The sequence below is a fragment of the Moritella dasanensis ArB 0140 genome (genome assembly GCF_000276805.1).
In the GTDB taxonomy this organism is placed as follows: Bacteria; Pseudomonadota; Gammaproteobacteria; order Enterobacterales; family Moritellaceae; genus Moritella; species Moritella dasanensis.
The window spans coordinates 210,629-226,587 of sequence record NZ_AKXQ01000003.1 but is presented as its reverse complement, the minus strand read 5'-3'; the positions used below and the strand labels follow the sequence as shown (position 1 = coordinate 226,587).

Genomic DNA, 15,959 nt, shown 5'->3' with positions numbered 1-15,959 from the left:
TTAATTACTCGGGTAACAAATGCCACTACCGCCTATGCCGCAATAGCCTTGTGGGTTTTTAGCCAAGTATTGCTGATGATCGGCTTCGGCATAATAAAATGGTGCAGCGAGATCGATTTCAGTGGTAATGGTTTCAGTACTACCGCCATCTGCTAATGCTTGTTGATAATGCGCAGCAGAGTCTTTAGCTTCAGACAACTGCAGTTTCGAAGTGCAATAAAGCGCAGAACGGTATTGCGTACCCTGATCATTACCTTGGCGCATACCTTGGGCTGTTTGATGGTTTTCCCAGAACAGGATTAATAATTCTGCGTAGCTAATCACTTCCGGATCAAACACCACTAATACCGCTTCGGTGTGGCCCGTTTGACCTGTGCATACTTGTTGATAACTTGGGTTTACTGTGTAGCCACCTTGGTAACCAACAGCCGTTGTCACAACGCCAGGAATAGACCAGAATAATCGTTCAGCGCCCCAGAAACAGCCCATGGCGAAATAGCATACTTGATACTGGGCAACAAACGGCGGCACCATTTTGCTGGCAGATACATAATGTAACGCATCAACTGGGATCGCCGTAGGGTTGTCAGGCAGTGCTTCAGACTTGCTAACCATGGCTAACTTATTTTTTGAAAAAAACATAGTGAACTCCTGCGTTAATGAGTCAAAAGACAGCATTTACTTAAACATGCTATCGCCGACTTGATCGATGAATAACTTACACTTTTGTAACGTGATCTGTTCAGCTTGCGGTTTGCTCATGCAAACATCTGAACGAATAAATGCATGTTTTAAATTCTCAGCGTGTTCATCGTCTGCTACTGGTTTTTCAATTAAACCTGCCACACGGTATTGACCCGATTCTTCCTTCGGCATCACAAAAATAAGATAGCCGTTGTAAGCAACAGGTTCAACATTTGGTGTGTTGTCGACAGGTTTAGCATCCGAATCTTCAGAAGCAGAAAAAAAACGTTTTAAAAATCCGAACATGAAATCACAGCCAATTTATTGTTTAATAGTTAATCAAGTATAATCAGCAAGCTAGAACAGAGCAATAGCCTTTACGCAGAATGAAACTAATTTACATCATCATTTTCAATACACTTTTGCATGACTGTTTTTCAAGCCTAGTTTATGAATAATGAAAAAGAGTGCGATTCAGGTATGTAAAGCATAACCAGGGGTGTGTAAATCAGAATGAAGGTTGGAAAATAGCAGGACATATTAGTCGTTAACAATGCAAAAAGGCCTGCGGCTATCACGCTAATAAAGTGACAGTCACAGGCCTTTTTTTGCTTAATTTTTACAACAACTAAGTTACAAAATACGTTTTAGCAACATATCCAAGCGCGTGGTTTTAATACGGCGCATAAATTTCTGCACTGGTGCTGGGTAGTCCGACATACTTTCTAAATCAGAAAGGTGTTTAATACGACGGGTGTTTTTCAACACATGCTCTTGCTCAGCTTGCAGGGTATCTTTTAATAACTGTTTAGTATCATGAATTAAAATACCATTTTCGAGATCTAAACCCCATGCGCGTGGGTTTAAGTTATTACCTGTTAATAGATGATACTTATAATCACAACACAAACCTTTAAGGTGGAAGCTGTTGCCTTCATCGGTCCATAAACGCACATTAAGCAGGCCTTTGTCGATATAAGGCTGGCACGTTTTTACAAACTTATGCAGGTACGTTTCATAGATATAAGGCAGTGCAGATATCACTTTAAATGGTTCTTCCGGTGGAATGAAGAAATCATTCGCGGTTTTATCACCGATAACCAAGGTTACTTTCACATTACGTTTTAACAGACGCTTAATATCTTTCGATATTGATAGCGGTAAATTAAAGTACGGTGTAAAAATAGTCACTTCGCTTTCTACAGCGCGTAGCAAGTTAGTGATGGTTTGATTTAATTTATTACCATGACGACCAAACCCTGAAATAGGCGTGATACCCACTTCATTACTTTCCGGTGTCGTATTAATATAATGATACTGCGCGCTACGTAACGTTTGTTTGAATTGACGAATATCTTGCTTCAAGGCTTTGCTTGACGGAATAGACTCCTCATCAAGTCGGGTAACCGCGTTTTGGCTTACAAAGTAATCTTCTAAATACGCGACCATAGAATCTGCTAATGCAGGGTTGTACAACACATGGTAACGGTCACAACGGTATTTTTCTGCTTGGTGCAGATAGATATCATTAATACTCGCGCCACTGTACAGCACGTTATCATCGAAGATGAAACCTTTAAGGTGCAATACACCCAATACTTCCTTACCTTTAACAGGCACACCTAGGATCGTCACTTTATCGCCTAGTCTTTTGCGCATGTCTTTATACAGATCGGCATTACCGCCATGTTCTTTCTGGCCAATAAGACCACGTTGTGCACGATGAAAATCAACGAACACTTTAATCACTAAGCCCGGGTTGTTTACCCGCGCCTGGTACAGCGCATTAAGTACTTCTTTACCTGCATCATCATCTTGGAGATACAACGCCGAAAGATAAATACGTTTCGAAGATGAAGCAATTAAGTCTAATATTTTTGCTTTAAAATCACGCGCTGAAAATAAAACATCAATATGCCCTGCCGACATCGGCAGTTGCTTTAAGTTGGTAATCGTAGATTGATAAAACTCTAATGATTTCATATGTTGTTTCAAGCTGATTTATAAAAGTTAATCGATAATTATCACTGATTCCAATCATGATTGCTATTTATCTCTGCAATTATTAGAACTCGGTGCGAAAAATTTACGTTTCTTAACAGAAGTCATACGGATAATGTTAAATTTGTCATCAATAGATAATTCCTATTGATTATTATTAAATAAACAATTTCATTTTATTTCAGAAAAACATACTATGTAGGCATTAAGAGTGAAGTCACTCACTAGCAACTGGTACTTGATAATAGAGTACACATAGCGTGCTAACCAATTTTTTTTACCCGGAGTATTTATATTATGTTTACAGTTATCTTTGGTCGTCCTGGTTGCCCTTTCTGTGTACGTGCAAAACAAATTGCAGAAACATTAAAAGCTGACAATGAAGATTTTGATTACAACTACATTGATATGCTTGCAGAAGGCATCAGCAAAGCTGACCTAGAAAAATCAGCTGGCGTACCTGTTAACACTGTGCCACAAATTTTTGTTGACGAAAAACACGTTGGCGGTTGTACTGAATTTGAACAGTTCGCTAAAGCAAACTTGGGTTTATACGCATAAGGCTTAGCCATGTCGTTATTAAATAAGATCCGTTGTGCATTTACTTTAGGGCAAGGCGTATTAGTCGACTTGCCCGACCTTGATCCGAGTGTTGATCCATTTGAGCAGTTCCAAAACTGGTTCAAAGTGGCGCAAGACTGCGGGATCGTCTTACCTGAATCCATGACAGTGTCGACCGTTGATGCTAATGGTTACCCTTCTTGCCGTGTGGTTTTACTGAAAGAATTGACTAAAGAAGGCTTTGTTTTCTTTACTAATTACGAAAGTAAAAAGGGCCAAGAACTGGCTCAGAACCCACATATAGCAATCACATTCCACTGGAATATTTTACAGCGTCAAGTACGTATTCAAGGTGTGGTCGAAAAGATCTCAGCTGAAGACTCTAACGCTTACTTCCAATCTCGTGGACGTGGCAGCCGAATCGGCGCGTGGGCATCAAGACAAAGTACAGTGATATCTTCTCGCAACATTCTCGAACAACAAGTTAAAGATGTGACGAGTAAATTTGCGGATAAAGAAGTACCACTACCTGAGTTTTGGGGCGGCTACTTAGTAAAACCAAGTAGCATTGAATTCTGGCAAGGTAAAGCCGATCGTCTACATGATCGCTTTAGTTATGTGAAAGAAGGTAATGATTGGCGTGTTGATCGCCTAGCGCCTTAACATCGCCAATGTCAGTTACTTTTATCTTTGCAGATGAAAGCCAAAAAAGCAGGTAAGTCATTACCTGCTTTTTTTTATCTAGCGTTTATGTCGAACTCACTGTTTATAACTAATTTAGTATTTGTAACCAGCTCAGTATTTATAACCACTTTAGGCTTTCAAACATATCGCCCACACGGTTTAATTCCGCATCTAAGCTAACCGCATGATCATCCGCTTCACCAACCCAGCCTAAATTACCTAAAAACTGATTAATAAAGCCTTTGTTATCAAATAATCCATGTAAATAACAGCCATAGATATTACCTTTCTGCCAGCCTAAATTCACTTCGATAAAGCTTTTACAACGGGTCTTTTCACTCTCTTTACTTATTGTTGTTTTACCGTGATGAATTTCATAACCGGATAATTTAAAACCTTGCCAATCAATATCACGTTGTTTGGTGGTTTTAGTCTGTGCATGTGCCGTTACGATAGGCAATAGCCCTAAGCCTTGTTCATCACCACCTTCGATATAGTGCGGGTCAAGGATCTGCTCACCAAGTAATTGCATACCACCACAAATCCCCAAGATTGGCTGGCCACGCTGTGCCGCCTTGCTGATCTCGTTGGCTAAGCCTGATTCCCGTAGATGTAATAAGCTCGCCGCTGTATTTTTACTGCCGGGTAATATAATAGCGTCAAACTCAGCTAACGATTGACCGTCTCGCAGTGGTACAACACTGACGTTATCTTGATGGATCAAGTTATCAAATTCATCCATATTGGCGGCATAAGGATACGCGATTAAAGCGATATTAATCTGACCACTTTTAAATTCAGCACGGTGGTGCAAGGTATCTTCTTCCGGTAAACGATGGGGGAAGTAGTGAATGTTCGCTACTGTCGGTACACCCGTTTTATCTTCTAACCAGTCCATCGCATTACCCAATAGTAATGGGTCACCACGGAATTTATTTAACACAAAACCTTTAATTAGTTTTTGCTCTTCCTCGGCAAGACACATGAATGTGCCGAGCAAATGCGCAAATGCGCCGCCCTTATCAATATCGGCAACCAAATAAACATCGGCATTGCAGGCCAAAGCTACACTCATATTAACAATATCACTGGCACGTAAGTTTACTTCAGCCGGACTGCCCGCCCCTTCAATAACAATTTGTTGAAAATCTTGTTGTAAGTCAGCAAGGGCTTTTTCAACATGCTGAAACAGGTATTCTTTGCGTTCCATCCACGGAATGTTACTCAACTCAGGTGCCGGTTTACCATTGAGAATAAGCTGACTTTGAGTATCAGCACTGGGTTTAAGTAAAACAGGGTTCATGCGGACATCAGGCTGTACTTTCGCAGCAATGGCTTGTAAGTATTGTGCACGCCCAATTTCAGCACCTTGTGCAGTGACAGCGGCATTATTGCTCATGTTTTGCGCTTTGAAAGGCGCAACATTGACACCACGATTAGCAAACATACGGCATAATCCGGCGACAACGAAACTTTTACCGGCGTCGCTAGTACACCCCATTATCATGATTGGCTTGGTCATTTTATCTTCTTGAATTAAATATTAAGTGTCAGTGGTTACTGAAAAGTAAGCGCGGTGAGTTTTAAATACGATTTACGGACGCCATGTTTATACACTTCAACTTGCGCGAGTTGGTAATCTAATTTAGGTACAAACCAATAATAAGTCGCACGGTTTTTCTTCTTTTTAACTTCTTTAACTTTAACCGCAATCATGTCGCCATATATCGTATTGATCGTTTCTTCTTGTACAACTTCAAATGCAATGGTTTCCAATTTTTTTTCAAATACCCATTCGTAACTGAATGCAGTTTTGCCTAACTTAAGGTCATTTTGCACGACAATAGTCATCGCCCCTACATCCATCACATCCGGCTTTGATTTTATTTCGACATGGCCATCTTCAAAATCCATTAAAATGTCACCATTATCTTCAAAAGAGGCTGATGACACATCGCCAAAGCCCATTACCGATGTTTCATGTTCGTAACGGTCAGTGGTCAATACGTTGTCTTTAAAATTAAACCACGAATTATTGGTATAGTCACCAGTGCCAAATAATACGCTGGCTTGCGTTGTTATTTTATAACTATCACCATTTAAACGGCGCAATGTGCGTTCGCCACTACCAAATCTGACGTCTTTGTAATACACAGCGTATTTAGCTTGGAAAGGATATATCTCAGCGTGCACCGCAGATGCGCTCATAGCGTAAGTCCCTATACTCAATACAGCCGTGTAAAATAATTTGGTTAAAATATCCATCGTCTGAACTCCGTTCAAGTAGCGCGCAGTGGTCGGATGCGAGCCATTACTGTTTTAACTTATAAACCCTAATAATTTTAGTCTATAGCGAGGTAATTAACCTACCGGAACGTCTAGACTAAAAGTAAATTCGCAACTAAATACTATTTTTTAGTGATCTGATAATCGCGTAATTTATTGGCAATCGCAGTATGTGATACCCCTAAACGCTTAGCTAGTTGACGCGTACTTGGATAAGACGGATAGAGGCGTTGCAATAACAGTTTTTCAAACCGTTTACAGGCTTCATCTAACGAACCATCAAACAAGGCTTCATCAAACTTTTCATTCTTGGCTGCCGGCAAGTTCAAATCACACGGATTTAGCACGTCACCTTCTAACAAGGTCAACGCGTGATATAACACATTACGTAATTCACGTACGTTGCCAGGCCAAGGATAAGATTGTAATAAATCGAGTACATTACGGCTTAGCTGGGGTTTGGTACGTTGTAATTCATGACTAAAGACACTGCAGAATGAATGACAAAGCGGGATAATATCCTCTTTGCGTTCACGTAACGCAGGCACTGTCATCGATAATACATTCAAACGATAATACAAATCTTGACGGAATTTACCATCGCTAATCAACTGCGGCAGATCATTTTGAGTGGTACAAAAAATACGCACATCAACGCGCACTTCTTTCTCATCACCAACGCGGCGGAAACAACCGGTTTCGAGTAAACGTAAGAACTTAGTTTGTAAGTACGGCGACATGTCACCGATTTCATCAAGCAGGACTGAACCTTCATTAGCCAGTTCAAAAATACCACGCTTGGTTTCACCGTCATCAGTGACAACACCAAACAACTCTGATTCAGCAACAGAATCCGGCACTGCGGCGCAGTTTAGCGCTAAAAACTGTTGTTGTGAACGTCCACTCGCTTGATGACACGCTTTGGCAATCAGTTCTTTACCTGCGCCCGTTTCACCTAAGATCATTAACGGAGCGTCTAACATGGCTAATTTTTTAGCCGTGTTGATTAACTTATGCATTTTATCGCTTTTGGCATGGATCTCATCAAACGCGGCAAACTGAAAGGTACGTAAGAAATTAAATTGCTTACCAATACGGTCAACCGATTTAAGAATAATCACTGCGCCAACAAGTTCATCTGGTTTTACGCTTGCTGCGGCTTTTGATAATGCCACCTGATTAATATCACTGCGAATACTCAACGGCAGAATATCCCCCAGAAAGTCTTCATCTAATAAGGTCAGTTTTTGGGTTTGGGCGCAGACTTCCTCTGACTCTAACCACTTTGCAATGGAGAATCCTTTGACGAAATTGCTAATACAATGGCCTTTCACTTGCGACTCCGAAAGTCCAAGCGCAGTCAATGCCGGCGTATTAACCAAAGACACTAAACCTTTTACATCCACCGAAAAGACAATATCAGGTAAGTTAGTCATCAAGGTTTGAATTTCTTGATGCTCAAGTTCAGAGGGTAAATAACTAACGGTTTTGACATCACATACGCCGCTAATACGGCGAAGATTCGTCATCAACGCCTGCAGGTCAGAAAATTCTAGGTTCGGTGATTTAATAAATATCCGATCGGGTTGTTGGATCTCAATCGCCGATAAATTAATATCTCGCGCTAAAAAACAATCAAGAATTTCTCGACTGATACCGACTCTATCTTCACAAACTAATTCCAAACGCATTATTGTAACCACCATTAAATACTATGTGCCTATAATAGCATGTAAAATACGCGACCAACGCCACTAAAAATGTATCGGCTGATATTACGATAATCGACATAGGTGAGATCAATAAATCACCAGACAATGTTGCTACATAATGCCCTGTGGCAACAAAACAGGCTGATATGAATCGACTTTTTCCATCATATTGCAATAAATTTAACTATTATGGTGTAAAAGGTATAGATTAACTTGGTCGAACATTACCTTAGTGATAAATTAGTCAGGTGAGTAACCGTGATAAAACAATATGCATATTCTAAATTTGATTAAAACTATACTGCCGCTAACCGTTATCTTGTTGTTAACAGCCTGTGATGAGCAAACCAAAATTAAACAGAACGGTCTGTCTTATTGTACAGAAGGTAGCCCCAGTTCATTTAACCCGCAAACAGCCACATCGAATGTGACCCTTGATGCAACGACGAGTCAGCTTTACGATCGTCTGCTATTTATTGATCCCAATACACAGCAATTCAAAGCAGGTTTGGCCATCGACTGGGAAATATCTGCCGATCGTCTCTCTTATCGCTTTTTCTTGCGTAAAGACGTGCGTTTTCATCAAACCGATTACTTTACTCCAACACGCACGTTTAATGCCGATGATGTCATGTTCAGTTTTGCTCGGGTATTAGATAAAAAAAATCCATATCATGATGTGTCTAAAGATGGTTATCCGTTTTTTGAGGGCATCGAGCTCGATCAACAGATCCGCTCACTCGTGAAGATTGACGATTACACTATTGAGTTTAACTTGGTGTTACCTGACTCTTCATTCATTGCTAATTTAGCCAGCGATTTTAGTGTTATTTTATCTGCCGAATATGCCGATAGCTTAATCGCATTAAACAAAAAAGCAGATATCGATAATCTGCCAATTGGTACGGGTCCATTTAAGTTTAAAGAATACCGAACTGATAATTTTATTCGCTATCAAAGACATGATGATTATTGGGGCGACAACGCCAAAATTGAACAGTTAATTTTTGATATCACGCCGAATTCATCATCACGCTTAGCCAAGTTATTAACCCAAGAATGCGATATCATGGCTTATCCTGCGGCCAGCCAAGTAGCAATGATCAGTGAACATGACCGCGTGAAGATATCGGTAGAAACCGGATTAAACGTGGCTTACTGGGCTTTCAATACTGAAAAAGCACCCTTTAACAACCCTAAAATACGCCGCGCATTAGCCCACACAATTAATCAAGATACCTTGCTACAAGCGGTTTATTATAATACCGGCGTTAACGCTAAATCAATTTTACCGCCCGTCTCTTGGGCTTATAACCCTTATCTTAAAAGCTATAAATACAACCTTGCCTATGCCCGCCAATTAATCACTGAAGCCGGATATCCAAATGGTTTCAAAATGAATATTATGGCGCTAAAGTCATCACAAGTTTATAATCCAGATGCGGTTAAAATGGCTGAGCTGATTCAATCAGAATTAGCGCAAATTGGCATCGAAGCAAAAATCATCAAATATGAGTGGCAACTCATGGAAAATAAATTACAGCAGGGTGAATATGATAGTTACCTGCTGGGTTGGGTTGCAGATAATAATGATCCTGATAATTTCTTCCGCTTCCAGCTAAGTTGCAACGCGATTAACACGGGTTCTAATTATACTCGTTGGTGTAATTCCGAGTTTGATGATTTGATTAACCAAGCGGTCACAGAAACAGAATACATTGAACGCGTCACGCTCTATTATCGCGCCCAAGAAATTATTCAACAAGAATTACCCCTTATCCCACTGGCACACTCTTTGCGTTTACACGCCTATAGCAGTGGAATAAAAGGCGTTGAAACGACTGCTTTCGGCGGTATCAATTTCATCAATACAGTGCGGCAGTAACTCATGTTTTTTTATATAATAAGACGTATTAATTTACTGGTCATTACCGTGACGGCATTAACCGTGATTGGTTTTTTCCTTCGTAGTCGAGTGGCTGGTGACTTGGCCTTAGAAGGTAATCTATTCAGTAATTATTTCGATTATTTGATGGCGATAGTGCAAGGTGACTTAGGCGTAACTAGCGGTACCGGTCAACCTGTACTGGATGAGATATTAATCGTATTTCCCGCCACACTCGAACTTTGTTTCAGTGCTTTTATTCTGTCGATAGCCGTTGGTGTACCCATAGGGACGATTGCCGGTATGCAACGCGGCAGCTCACTTGATAGTACGATCATGGGTATCTCGTTATTTATATTTTCAATTCCGGTGTTCTGGTTAGCATCATTAGTAATGATGTACTTTGCGCTTAATTGGAACTGGTTACCAGTGACGGGTCGGCTTAACTTACTGTATGAAATTGATTCCGTTACCGGTTTTATGCTTATCGATACGCTTATTTCGGATAATCCGCATAGCCAAGATGCATTTTACGATGCACTTAAACACTTATTGCTACCAACCATTGTATTGGCTACTGTACCCACCACCGAAGTGATCCGCCAAATGCGTAATCACGTCAGTGATGTGATGAAACAAAAATATATTAAAGCGGCTGCAAGCAAAGGCTTAAGTAAAACTGAAATTATCATGCGTCACGTGCTACGTAACGCCATTCCGAATATGATCCCACATTTAGGACTGCAATTTAGTACCGTATTAACGACCGCGATGGTCACCGAAGCGGTATTCTCATGGCCGGGGATTGGCCGTTGGTTAATCAACAGTATTTATCAACAAGATCACGCCGCGATCCAAGGTGGTATGTTAACGGTGGCTATTTTCGTAGTCACTGCGAATGTATTAACTGAAATATTAACAGTCGTCATTAATCCAATTCGCAGGAAAGAACTCTATGCCCAATCTTAATGTCTTTGCGGATGAACATATTTTGTCTCCCGCAGAGCAAACCTGGAAGCATTATTCATCACAGCAAATCGCCATGGCGGCATTGTGGGCACTGGGGTTACTCTTTTTCTTACTCGTATTTGCACCCTTTATTGCCCCCCATGAGCCTGATTTAAGACAAGCTCACTTACTATTACAACCACCTTCATGGGATGATAAAGGCACGGTCGATTACTTTTTGGGTACTGACGATCTGGGCAGAGATGTACTCTCGCGATTATTATATGGTTTACAATTAACCTTTGGTAACGCCCTACTCATTAGCTTTATCGCCTTGATTATCGGTACCACGATTGGTATTACAGCCGCGATAAGCCATGGCCTACTATCGAGTACCCTACATCATATAATGGATACAGCATTATCCATTCCATCTTTATTATTAGCGATAATCTTTATCTCAGTGCTTGGGCCTGGTTTAGACCACAGTTTATTAGCTATTTTATTGGCTTCTATTCCCCAGTTTATTCGTGGTGTGTATCTATCGGTTTACCAAGAACTGCAAAAAGAGTACATCATTGCGCTCAAACTCGACGGTGCTAATAATTACCGTATTATTCGCTATGGTGTATTCCCGAATATCATTGAAACACTAGTGAACTTACTTACTCGCGCGATCTCATCAGCTATAATTGATATAAGTGCGTTAGGATTTTTAGGCTTAGGCGCACAGCGTCCGCTTTCAGAATGGGGCACGATGTTATCAGGGGCAACCGACCTGGTATTTATTGCACCTTGGACAGTAGTGCTACCTGGATTAGCTATTTTAGTGACTATCTTCATCGTTAATATCGTCGGCGAAAGTTTAAGACAATCTATTATTGCGGGAATTGACTAATGGCTCTACTTGATATTCGAAATCTCACTATCGAAATTATCACACCGCAAGGTACGTTAAAAGCGGTTGATAAATTTAACATTACCCTGAGTGATGGTGAAGTTCGTGGTCTGGTTGGTGAATCCGGTTCGGGTAAAAGTCTGGTTGCAAAAGCTATTATGGGCATCACTAAAGATAACTGGCGTGTCCGAGCTGACCGCTTGCGACTTGGTGATATTGATTTACTGAACTTAACCCCTGTGCAGCGCCGCCGAGTCATGGGCAAAGAAATCGGTATGATCTTTCAAGATGCCGCCGCACACTTGGATCCATCCGAAAAAGCCGGAGATCAACTTGCAGAAGCGATCCCGTGTGATCAGTTTACCGGTCATTTTTGGCAACGTTTTAACTGGCGTAAAAAACAAGCCATTGCCCTACTGCACAAAGTCGGTGTAAAAGATCATAAAAGGGTGATGAATAGCTATCCTTTTGAGCTCTCAGAAGGGCTTTGTCAAAAAGTAATGATCGCCATGGCTATCGCCAAAAAACCTCGTCTGTTGATTGCTGATGAGCCAACAACAGCAATGGAACCGAAAACACAGAATCAAATATTACGGTTATTAGACAAGCTGAATAAGTTATCCCACACCACGATTCTGCTGATCAGTCACGATTTAGAAACGGTGAGTTTATTAGCGGATAATATGACGGTGATGTATTGCGGCCAAATGGTTGAGAGTGGCACGCGTGATCAAGTATTTAACCATACTCATCACCCTTATACCGATGCGCTTTTACGTGCCAATCCCGATTTTAGCCAAGTGCCACATAAAGCACGTTTGAATACCTTGGCTGGACAGGTGCCACTATTACATCATTTACCGATTGGTTGTCGACTCGGACCTCGCTGTCCGAACGCTCAAAAAAACTGTGTGATCACCCCGCCGATGCAAAAGGTTAAGGGCCATATGTTTAGTTGTCACTTTCCATTAAATGCCGATGAATTAAAAGGTAAAAAATGCCAGAAAAAATAATCGACATCGCAACCACAACGCGTGTACAGCCGCTATTACGGGTGGAAAAATTGGGCAAGACCTATATCAATCCAACCGGTTTTTTTAAGCGTCAGGAAGTCATTGCCGTCAATGATATTTCATTTAGTTTAAATCGCGCAGAAACACTGGCTATTATTGGCGAAACGGGCTCGGGGAAATCCACCCTAGCGCGGTTGCTTGCTGGGGTGATAACACCAACAACCGGTAATATCTATGTTGATGGCTGTAAGCTTGATGCCAGTAATACCGATTTACGCTGCCGCTCGATAAGAATGGTGTTTCAAGACCCTGAAACATCGCTCAACCCGCGTACCAGCGTCGGTCAAATATTAGATGCGCCATTGCAATTAAATACCGATATGTCGGTTGCTAAGCGTGCCGAAAAAATTGCGGAGACATTACGTTTAGTCGGCTTGTTACCTGAGTATGCAACCTTCTACCCGCCGATGTTATCCAGTGGTCAAAAACAACGTATTGCGTTGGCTAGAGCCCTTATTCTGAATCCAAAAATCATTATTGCCGATGATACCTTATCAACTCTGGATATTTCATTACGCTCACAGATGATTAATTTGATGTTAGAGCTACAAAAAACAATTGGCATCTCTTATATCGTTGTTACCCATAATATGGGCTTAGTGAAGCATATAAGTGATAAAATGATAGTTATGCATCAAGGGGAGTGTATTGAGCAGGGTTGTACTGAGCAGCTATTCTCGCATCCTACAGCAGCTTTATGCGGACAGATATTGTCGAATCAATATAATATGAAAAAACAACGTGGCTAATTGATAGGCGATTAATAGTGTGACATATTTCTGGTGATCACTTTTAATCGTAATCGTAATCGTTGATTATAATTATTAATCGTAGCGGCTTATACCTGGCTTGGTTACGCTTTCTCTCATCTCTTCAAATACATCTGCACGTAAAAAGAAACGCCATGTTTGACGTGGTACTCGCTGCTTAATCATATTCTCGCTAACCAATAAATATTCAGTAGTAGCTATGTTTGTAGTTACGGTGACCTTCTGACGTGATATATCAAAATCTGCAGGCACATGGCTACCATCTTTAAACATACCGAATTCAGTGAATACTAACCTGGCAGGCTTGCCGTAAATATCATCTGTCGATATCCACTCGCCTAAAAGCGGGTTGTCTTTGGGTAAATAAAACCACAACCCAGCCAGCAAAATCACCATAGTGATAATAAAGGTCAAAATATACTTAATCATAATTATCGCTTTTAATAACAAAAAAATCTCGATGCAATATAAATCACACCGAGATCCAATCAACTCACTTCACACAGACATATGTTGCTGTCTGGCTAGTCCTGTTATTACTTTAGGCTTTACTCTGCAATTGCAGGGTAAGATACATCGGCTGCTTTAATCAGCGTTTGTATCAACATTTCATAGTCAGCTTGAGCATTCATATTCTTGAGAGTATCAGCTAAACGCGCCGCGTCTTCAGCATTAGTTTCAGCATCACGCACAGACGTAAATTTAAGCAGTGTTACATCGCCACTAAGTGATGTTTCAGTTGCTACGTTAACTTGTGCTGCTGCAGGTTTAGGCATTGAGAATAATTTACTCAATACTTTGAAATCTGCTTTTGTATAATCAAAACGACTTAGCCATTCCGGTGCTGTAAAGCTTGCATCAACACTTGCTAGTTCAGCTGTAACGCTTTCACCTGCGTTAATTTTAGTTGAAACAATGGTCATAAAGCTTAATGCTTTTTGCTCTGCTTTTGTGGCTGTTAAGCGGGCCACGATTTCGTCATTAACATCTGCTAACGCTTTGGTCGTTTGTGGCTTGTATTCATTAATGCGAACAACAATGCTTTGTGTATCAGTAATATTAATAATTTCAGAGTTCATCGCTTCTGCGATAAAGTCTTGGTCAAATAATATCGCCGCTACCTTCGGATCATTTAACGGTGCAGGGATCGTGTTAGCAGAAAACATTTCAGTTGAAACAATCGCTAGGCCTGTTTCTTCAGAAGCAACATCCAATGAGTCTGGCACTTCAAATGCTTGTTCAGCTAATTGCTCAGCTAACTCATCAAAGCGAGACACAGCTTGTTCATTTTTCAAGCGTGTTTCGATGGTTGCTTTAACGTCAGCAAATGCTTTCATTTTACCTGGTTCAACAGCAAGTAATTTAATGATATGGAAACCAAAATCACTGCGAACGAGTTCAGTTGTTACATCACCATCATTCACTAATGCAAATGCCGCAGTTTCGAAAGCAGGGTCCATAATATCTTTTTCTAACCAATCCAACTCACCGCCATTCTCGCCGCTGAAGGTATCATCTGAAGATGATTTCGCTAACTCAGCAAAGTCTGCGCCTGATTGTATTTGTGTTAGTAAGTCTTGTGCTTTTTGTTCTGCTGCTGATTCATCATCATTGAATGCCACAAGGATATGCGCCACTTTACGCTTATCTTCTTGTGCATAAGATGCTTGATGTTCATTGTAGTAATTTTCAGCGTCGTCAGCGGCTAATTCAACATCAGCACTGATGTTATTCATATCAACTAAAATATAGTCTACAGAAGCTTGCTGTGACGTCTGGAACGATGCTTTATTCGCGTCGTAATAGGCACTTGCTTCAGCATCCGTAACCGCGATATCAGCGGCAAATTTATTTGCTGGCACGATAAGTTGGCTTAATTGACGCTGTTGATTTTGTAATGCGGCTAATTGCTGCACTTCATTTGGTAAACTAAATTCAGAGTTTACTAATGCGTCAGTCAATTGTTGTTGTGCAAAGTCAGTACGTAGACGTTCAACAAATTGCGCAGGTGTCATACCGCTTTGACGTAACAAACTAACATAACGGTCATCATTGAAAACACCATCAGTTTGAAATTCTTGCATTGCAAAAATATAACCACGGATTTTTTCATCACCAATGCGTAATGCTAAGTCATCTGTCATTTGCTGTAATAAATTTTGCGCAACTAACGTATTAAGAGACTGTTGACGTACTTGATTTTGGAATGCTGGTTGTTCCCAACGCGCGGCGAATGATTCACCTTGTTGAGACTCTAAACGAGAACGATCGGTTCTCACTTGATTTTCGAGTGCTTGTGTTGAAATATCGACACCATTCACTGTTGCAGCATTTTGAGCGCTACCACTACCTAGATAGCTACTTACACCAGCAAGGGCAAATGTAACAATCACTGCGCCTAAAATAATTTTAGCACCTGGTCCTTGTGAACCTTCGCGAAACTTCTCTAACATAATT

The 15,959-nt window shown here is 40.8% G+C and carries 15 protein-coding genes; 7 read left to right on the top strand and 8 right to left on the bottom strand.

Annotation, left to right across the window (positions count from 1 at the left end; translation table 11 throughout):
• From msrA to pssA, 3 genes are all read right to left on the bottom strand, one after another.
• The gene (gene msrA / locus A923_RS0103930) at positions 1-642 is read right to left on the bottom strand and encodes a peptide-methionine (S)-S-oxide reductase MsrA (RefSeq protein ID WP_017220350.1); all 642 of its coding nucleotides are present in this window, start codon (positions 640-642) and stop codon (positions 1-3) included.
• Between the two features lie 36 nt (positions 643-678).
• The gene (locus tag A923_RS0103925; RefSeq protein WP_017220349.1) at positions 679-990 is read right to left on the bottom strand and encodes an HlyU family transcriptional regulator; all 312 of its coding nucleotides are present in this window, start codon (positions 988-990) and stop codon (positions 679-681) included.
• Positions 991-1,317: 327 nt separating this feature from the next.
• Positions 1,318-2,667, bottom strand: a complete 1,350-nt coding sequence (gene pssA / locus A923_RS0103920; protein WP_017220348.1) for a CDP-diacylglycerol--serine O-phosphatidyltransferase — start codon at positions 2,665-2,667, stop codon at positions 1,318-1,320.
• Between the two features lie 315 nt (positions 2,668-2,982).
• Here pssA and A923_RS0103915 point away from each other — a divergent pair, with 315 nt between their 5' ends.
• Together A923_RS0103915 and pdxH are read left to right on the top strand one after the other, a co-directional pair.
• Positions 2,983-3,246 (top strand): GrxA family glutaredoxin, encoded by a 264-nt coding sequence (locus tag A923_RS0103915; protein WP_017220347.1) that lies wholly within the window; start codon positions 2,983-2,985, stop codon positions 3,244-3,246.
• Between the two features lie 9 nt (positions 3,247-3,255).
• A complete protein-coding gene (gene pdxH, locus A923_RS0103910; protein ID WP_017220346.1) occupies positions 3,256-3,909 on the top strand; it encodes a pyridoxamine 5'-phosphate oxidase in 654 nt (217 codons plus the stop codon).
• A 139-nt stretch (positions 3,910-4,048) separates the two neighbouring features.
• On the opposite strand, the gene A923_RS0103905 is transcribed toward pdxH, so the two are convergent.
• The 3 genes from A923_RS0103905 to tyrR all read right to left on the bottom strand — a co-directional run bounded on the left by A923_RS0103905 (position 4,049) and on the right by tyrR (position 7,907).
• On the bottom strand, positions 4,049-5,452 hold the full coding sequence (locus tag A923_RS0103905; protein WP_017220345.1) for a cobyric acid synthase: 1,404 nt from the start codon (positions 5,450-5,452) through the stop codon (positions 4,049-4,051).
• 35 nt (positions 5,453-5,487) lie between these two features.
• Positions 5,488-6,138, bottom strand: coding sequence for a DUF3108 domain-containing protein (locus A923_RS0103900; RefSeq protein ID WP_237716168.1), 651 nt, complete (start codon positions 6,136-6,138; stop codon positions 5,488-5,490).
• 200 nt (positions 6,139-6,338) lie between these two features.
• Complete coding sequence (gene tyrR, locus A923_RS0103895) at positions 6,339-7,907, bottom strand: transcriptional regulator TyrR (protein WP_017220343.1); 1,569 nt, start codon at positions 7,905-7,907, stop codon at positions 6,339-6,341.
• A gap of 307 nt (positions 7,908-8,214) precedes the next feature.
• Here tyrR and sapA point away from each other — a divergent pair, with 307 nt between their 5' ends.
• The 5 genes from sapA to A923_RS0103870 are packed head-to-tail and all read left to right on the top strand — an operon-like array spanning position 8,215 to position 13,481.
• Entirely contained in the window at positions 8,215-9,813 is a 1,599-nt protein-coding gene (gene sapA / locus A923_RS0103890; RefSeq protein ID WP_237716167.1) for an ABC transporter substrate-binding protein SapA, read from the top strand.
• A gap of 3 nt (positions 9,814-9,816) precedes the next feature.
• Positions 9,817-10,782 (top strand): ABC transporter permease, encoded by a 966-nt coding sequence (locus tag A923_RS0103885; RefSeq protein ID WP_017220341.1) that lies wholly within the window; start codon positions 9,817-9,819, stop codon positions 10,780-10,782.
• Positions 10,769-11,659, top strand: a complete 891-nt coding sequence (locus A923_RS0103880) for an ABC transporter permease subunit (RefSeq protein ID WP_017220340.1) — start codon at positions 10,769-10,771, stop codon at positions 11,657-11,659. The genes A923_RS0103885 and A923_RS0103880 overlap by 14 nt, the downstream gene beginning before the upstream one ends.
• On the top strand, positions 11,659-12,672 hold the full coding sequence (locus tag A923_RS0103875; RefSeq protein ID WP_017220339.1) for a peptide ABC transporter ATP-binding protein: 1,014 nt from the start codon (positions 11,659-11,661) through the stop codon (positions 12,670-12,672). Before A923_RS0103880 ends, A923_RS0103875 begins: the two co-directional genes overlap by 1 nt.
• The gene (locus tag A923_RS0103870) at positions 12,657-13,481 is read left to right on the top strand and encodes a peptide ABC transporter ATP-binding protein (RefSeq protein ID WP_017220338.1); all 825 of its coding nucleotides are present in this window, start codon (positions 12,657-12,659) and stop codon (positions 13,479-13,481) included. Before A923_RS0103875 ends, A923_RS0103870 begins: the two co-directional genes overlap by 16 nt.
• Before the next feature lie 75 nt (positions 13,482-13,556).
• Here A923_RS0103870 and A923_RS0103865 read toward each other — a convergent pair whose 3' ends face one another.
• Both A923_RS0103865 and A923_RS0103860 read right to left on the bottom strand, forming a co-directional pair.
• Positions 13,557-13,931, bottom strand: a complete 375-nt coding sequence (locus A923_RS0103865; RefSeq protein WP_017220337.1) for a hypothetical protein — start codon at positions 13,929-13,931, stop codon at positions 13,557-13,559.
• Positions 13,932-14,050: 119 nt separating this feature from the next.
• Positions 14,051-15,955, bottom strand: coding sequence for a SurA N-terminal domain-containing protein (locus tag A923_RS0103860; protein ID WP_017220336.1), 1,905 nt, complete (start codon positions 15,953-15,955; stop codon positions 14,051-14,053).
• Between the last annotated feature and the right edge of the window lie 4 nt (positions 15,956-15,959).

What these genes read in the sequence shown, in the direction of transcription:
- msrA (WP_017220350.1), bottom strand. Translation starts at nt 642, where the DNA reads ATGTTTTTTTCAAAAAATAAGTTAGCCATGGTTAGCAAGTCTGAAGCA.
- A923_RS0103925 (WP_017220349.1), bottom strand. Translation starts at nt 990, where the DNA reads ATGTTCGGATTTTTAAAACGTTTTTTTTCTGCTTCTGAAGATTCGGAT.
- pssA (WP_017220348.1), bottom strand. Translation starts at nt 2,667, where the DNA reads ATGAAATCATTAGAGTTTTATCAATCTACGATTACCAACTTAAAGCAA.
- A923_RS0103915 (WP_017220347.1), top strand. Translation starts at nt 2,983, where the DNA reads ATGTTTACAGTTATCTTTGGTCGTCCTGGTTGCCCTTTCTGTGTACGT.
- pdxH (WP_017220346.1), top strand. Translation starts at nt 3,256, where the DNA reads ATGTCGTTATTAAATAAGATCCGTTGTGCATTTACTTTAGGGCAAGGC.
- A923_RS0103905 (WP_017220345.1), bottom strand. Translation starts at nt 5,452, where the DNA reads ATGACCAAGCCAATCATGATAATGGGGTGTACTAGCGACGCCGGTAAA.
- A923_RS0103900 (WP_237716168.1), bottom strand. Translation starts at nt 6,138, where the DNA reads ATGAGCGCATCTGCGGTGCACGCTGAGATATATCCTTTCCAAGCTAAA.
- tyrR (WP_017220343.1), bottom strand. Translation starts at nt 7,907, where the DNA reads ATGCGTTTGGAATTAGTTTGTGAAGATAGAGTCGGTATCAGTCGAGAA.
- A923_RS0103885 (WP_017220341.1), top strand. Translation starts at nt 9,817, where the DNA reads ATGTTTTTTTATATAATAAGACGTATTAATTTACTGGTCATTACCGTG.
- A923_RS0103880 (WP_017220340.1), top strand. Translation starts at nt 10,769, where the DNA reads ATGCCCAATCTTAATGTCTTTGCGGATGAACATATTTTGTCTCCCGCA.
- A923_RS0103875 (WP_017220339.1), top strand. Translation starts at nt 11,659, where the DNA reads ATGGCTCTACTTGATATTCGAAATCTCACTATCGAAATTATCACACCG.
- A923_RS0103870 (WP_017220338.1), top strand. Translation starts at nt 12,657, where the DNA reads ATGCCAGAAAAAATAATCGACATCGCAACCACAACGCGTGTACAGCCG.
- A923_RS0103865 (WP_017220337.1), bottom strand. Translation starts at nt 13,931, where the DNA reads ATGATTAAGTATATTTTGACCTTTATTATCACTATGGTGATTTTGCTG.
- A923_RS0103860 (WP_017220336.1), bottom strand. Translation starts at nt 15,955, where the DNA reads ATGTTAGAGAAGTTTCGCGAAGGTTCACAAGGACCAGGTGCTAAAATT.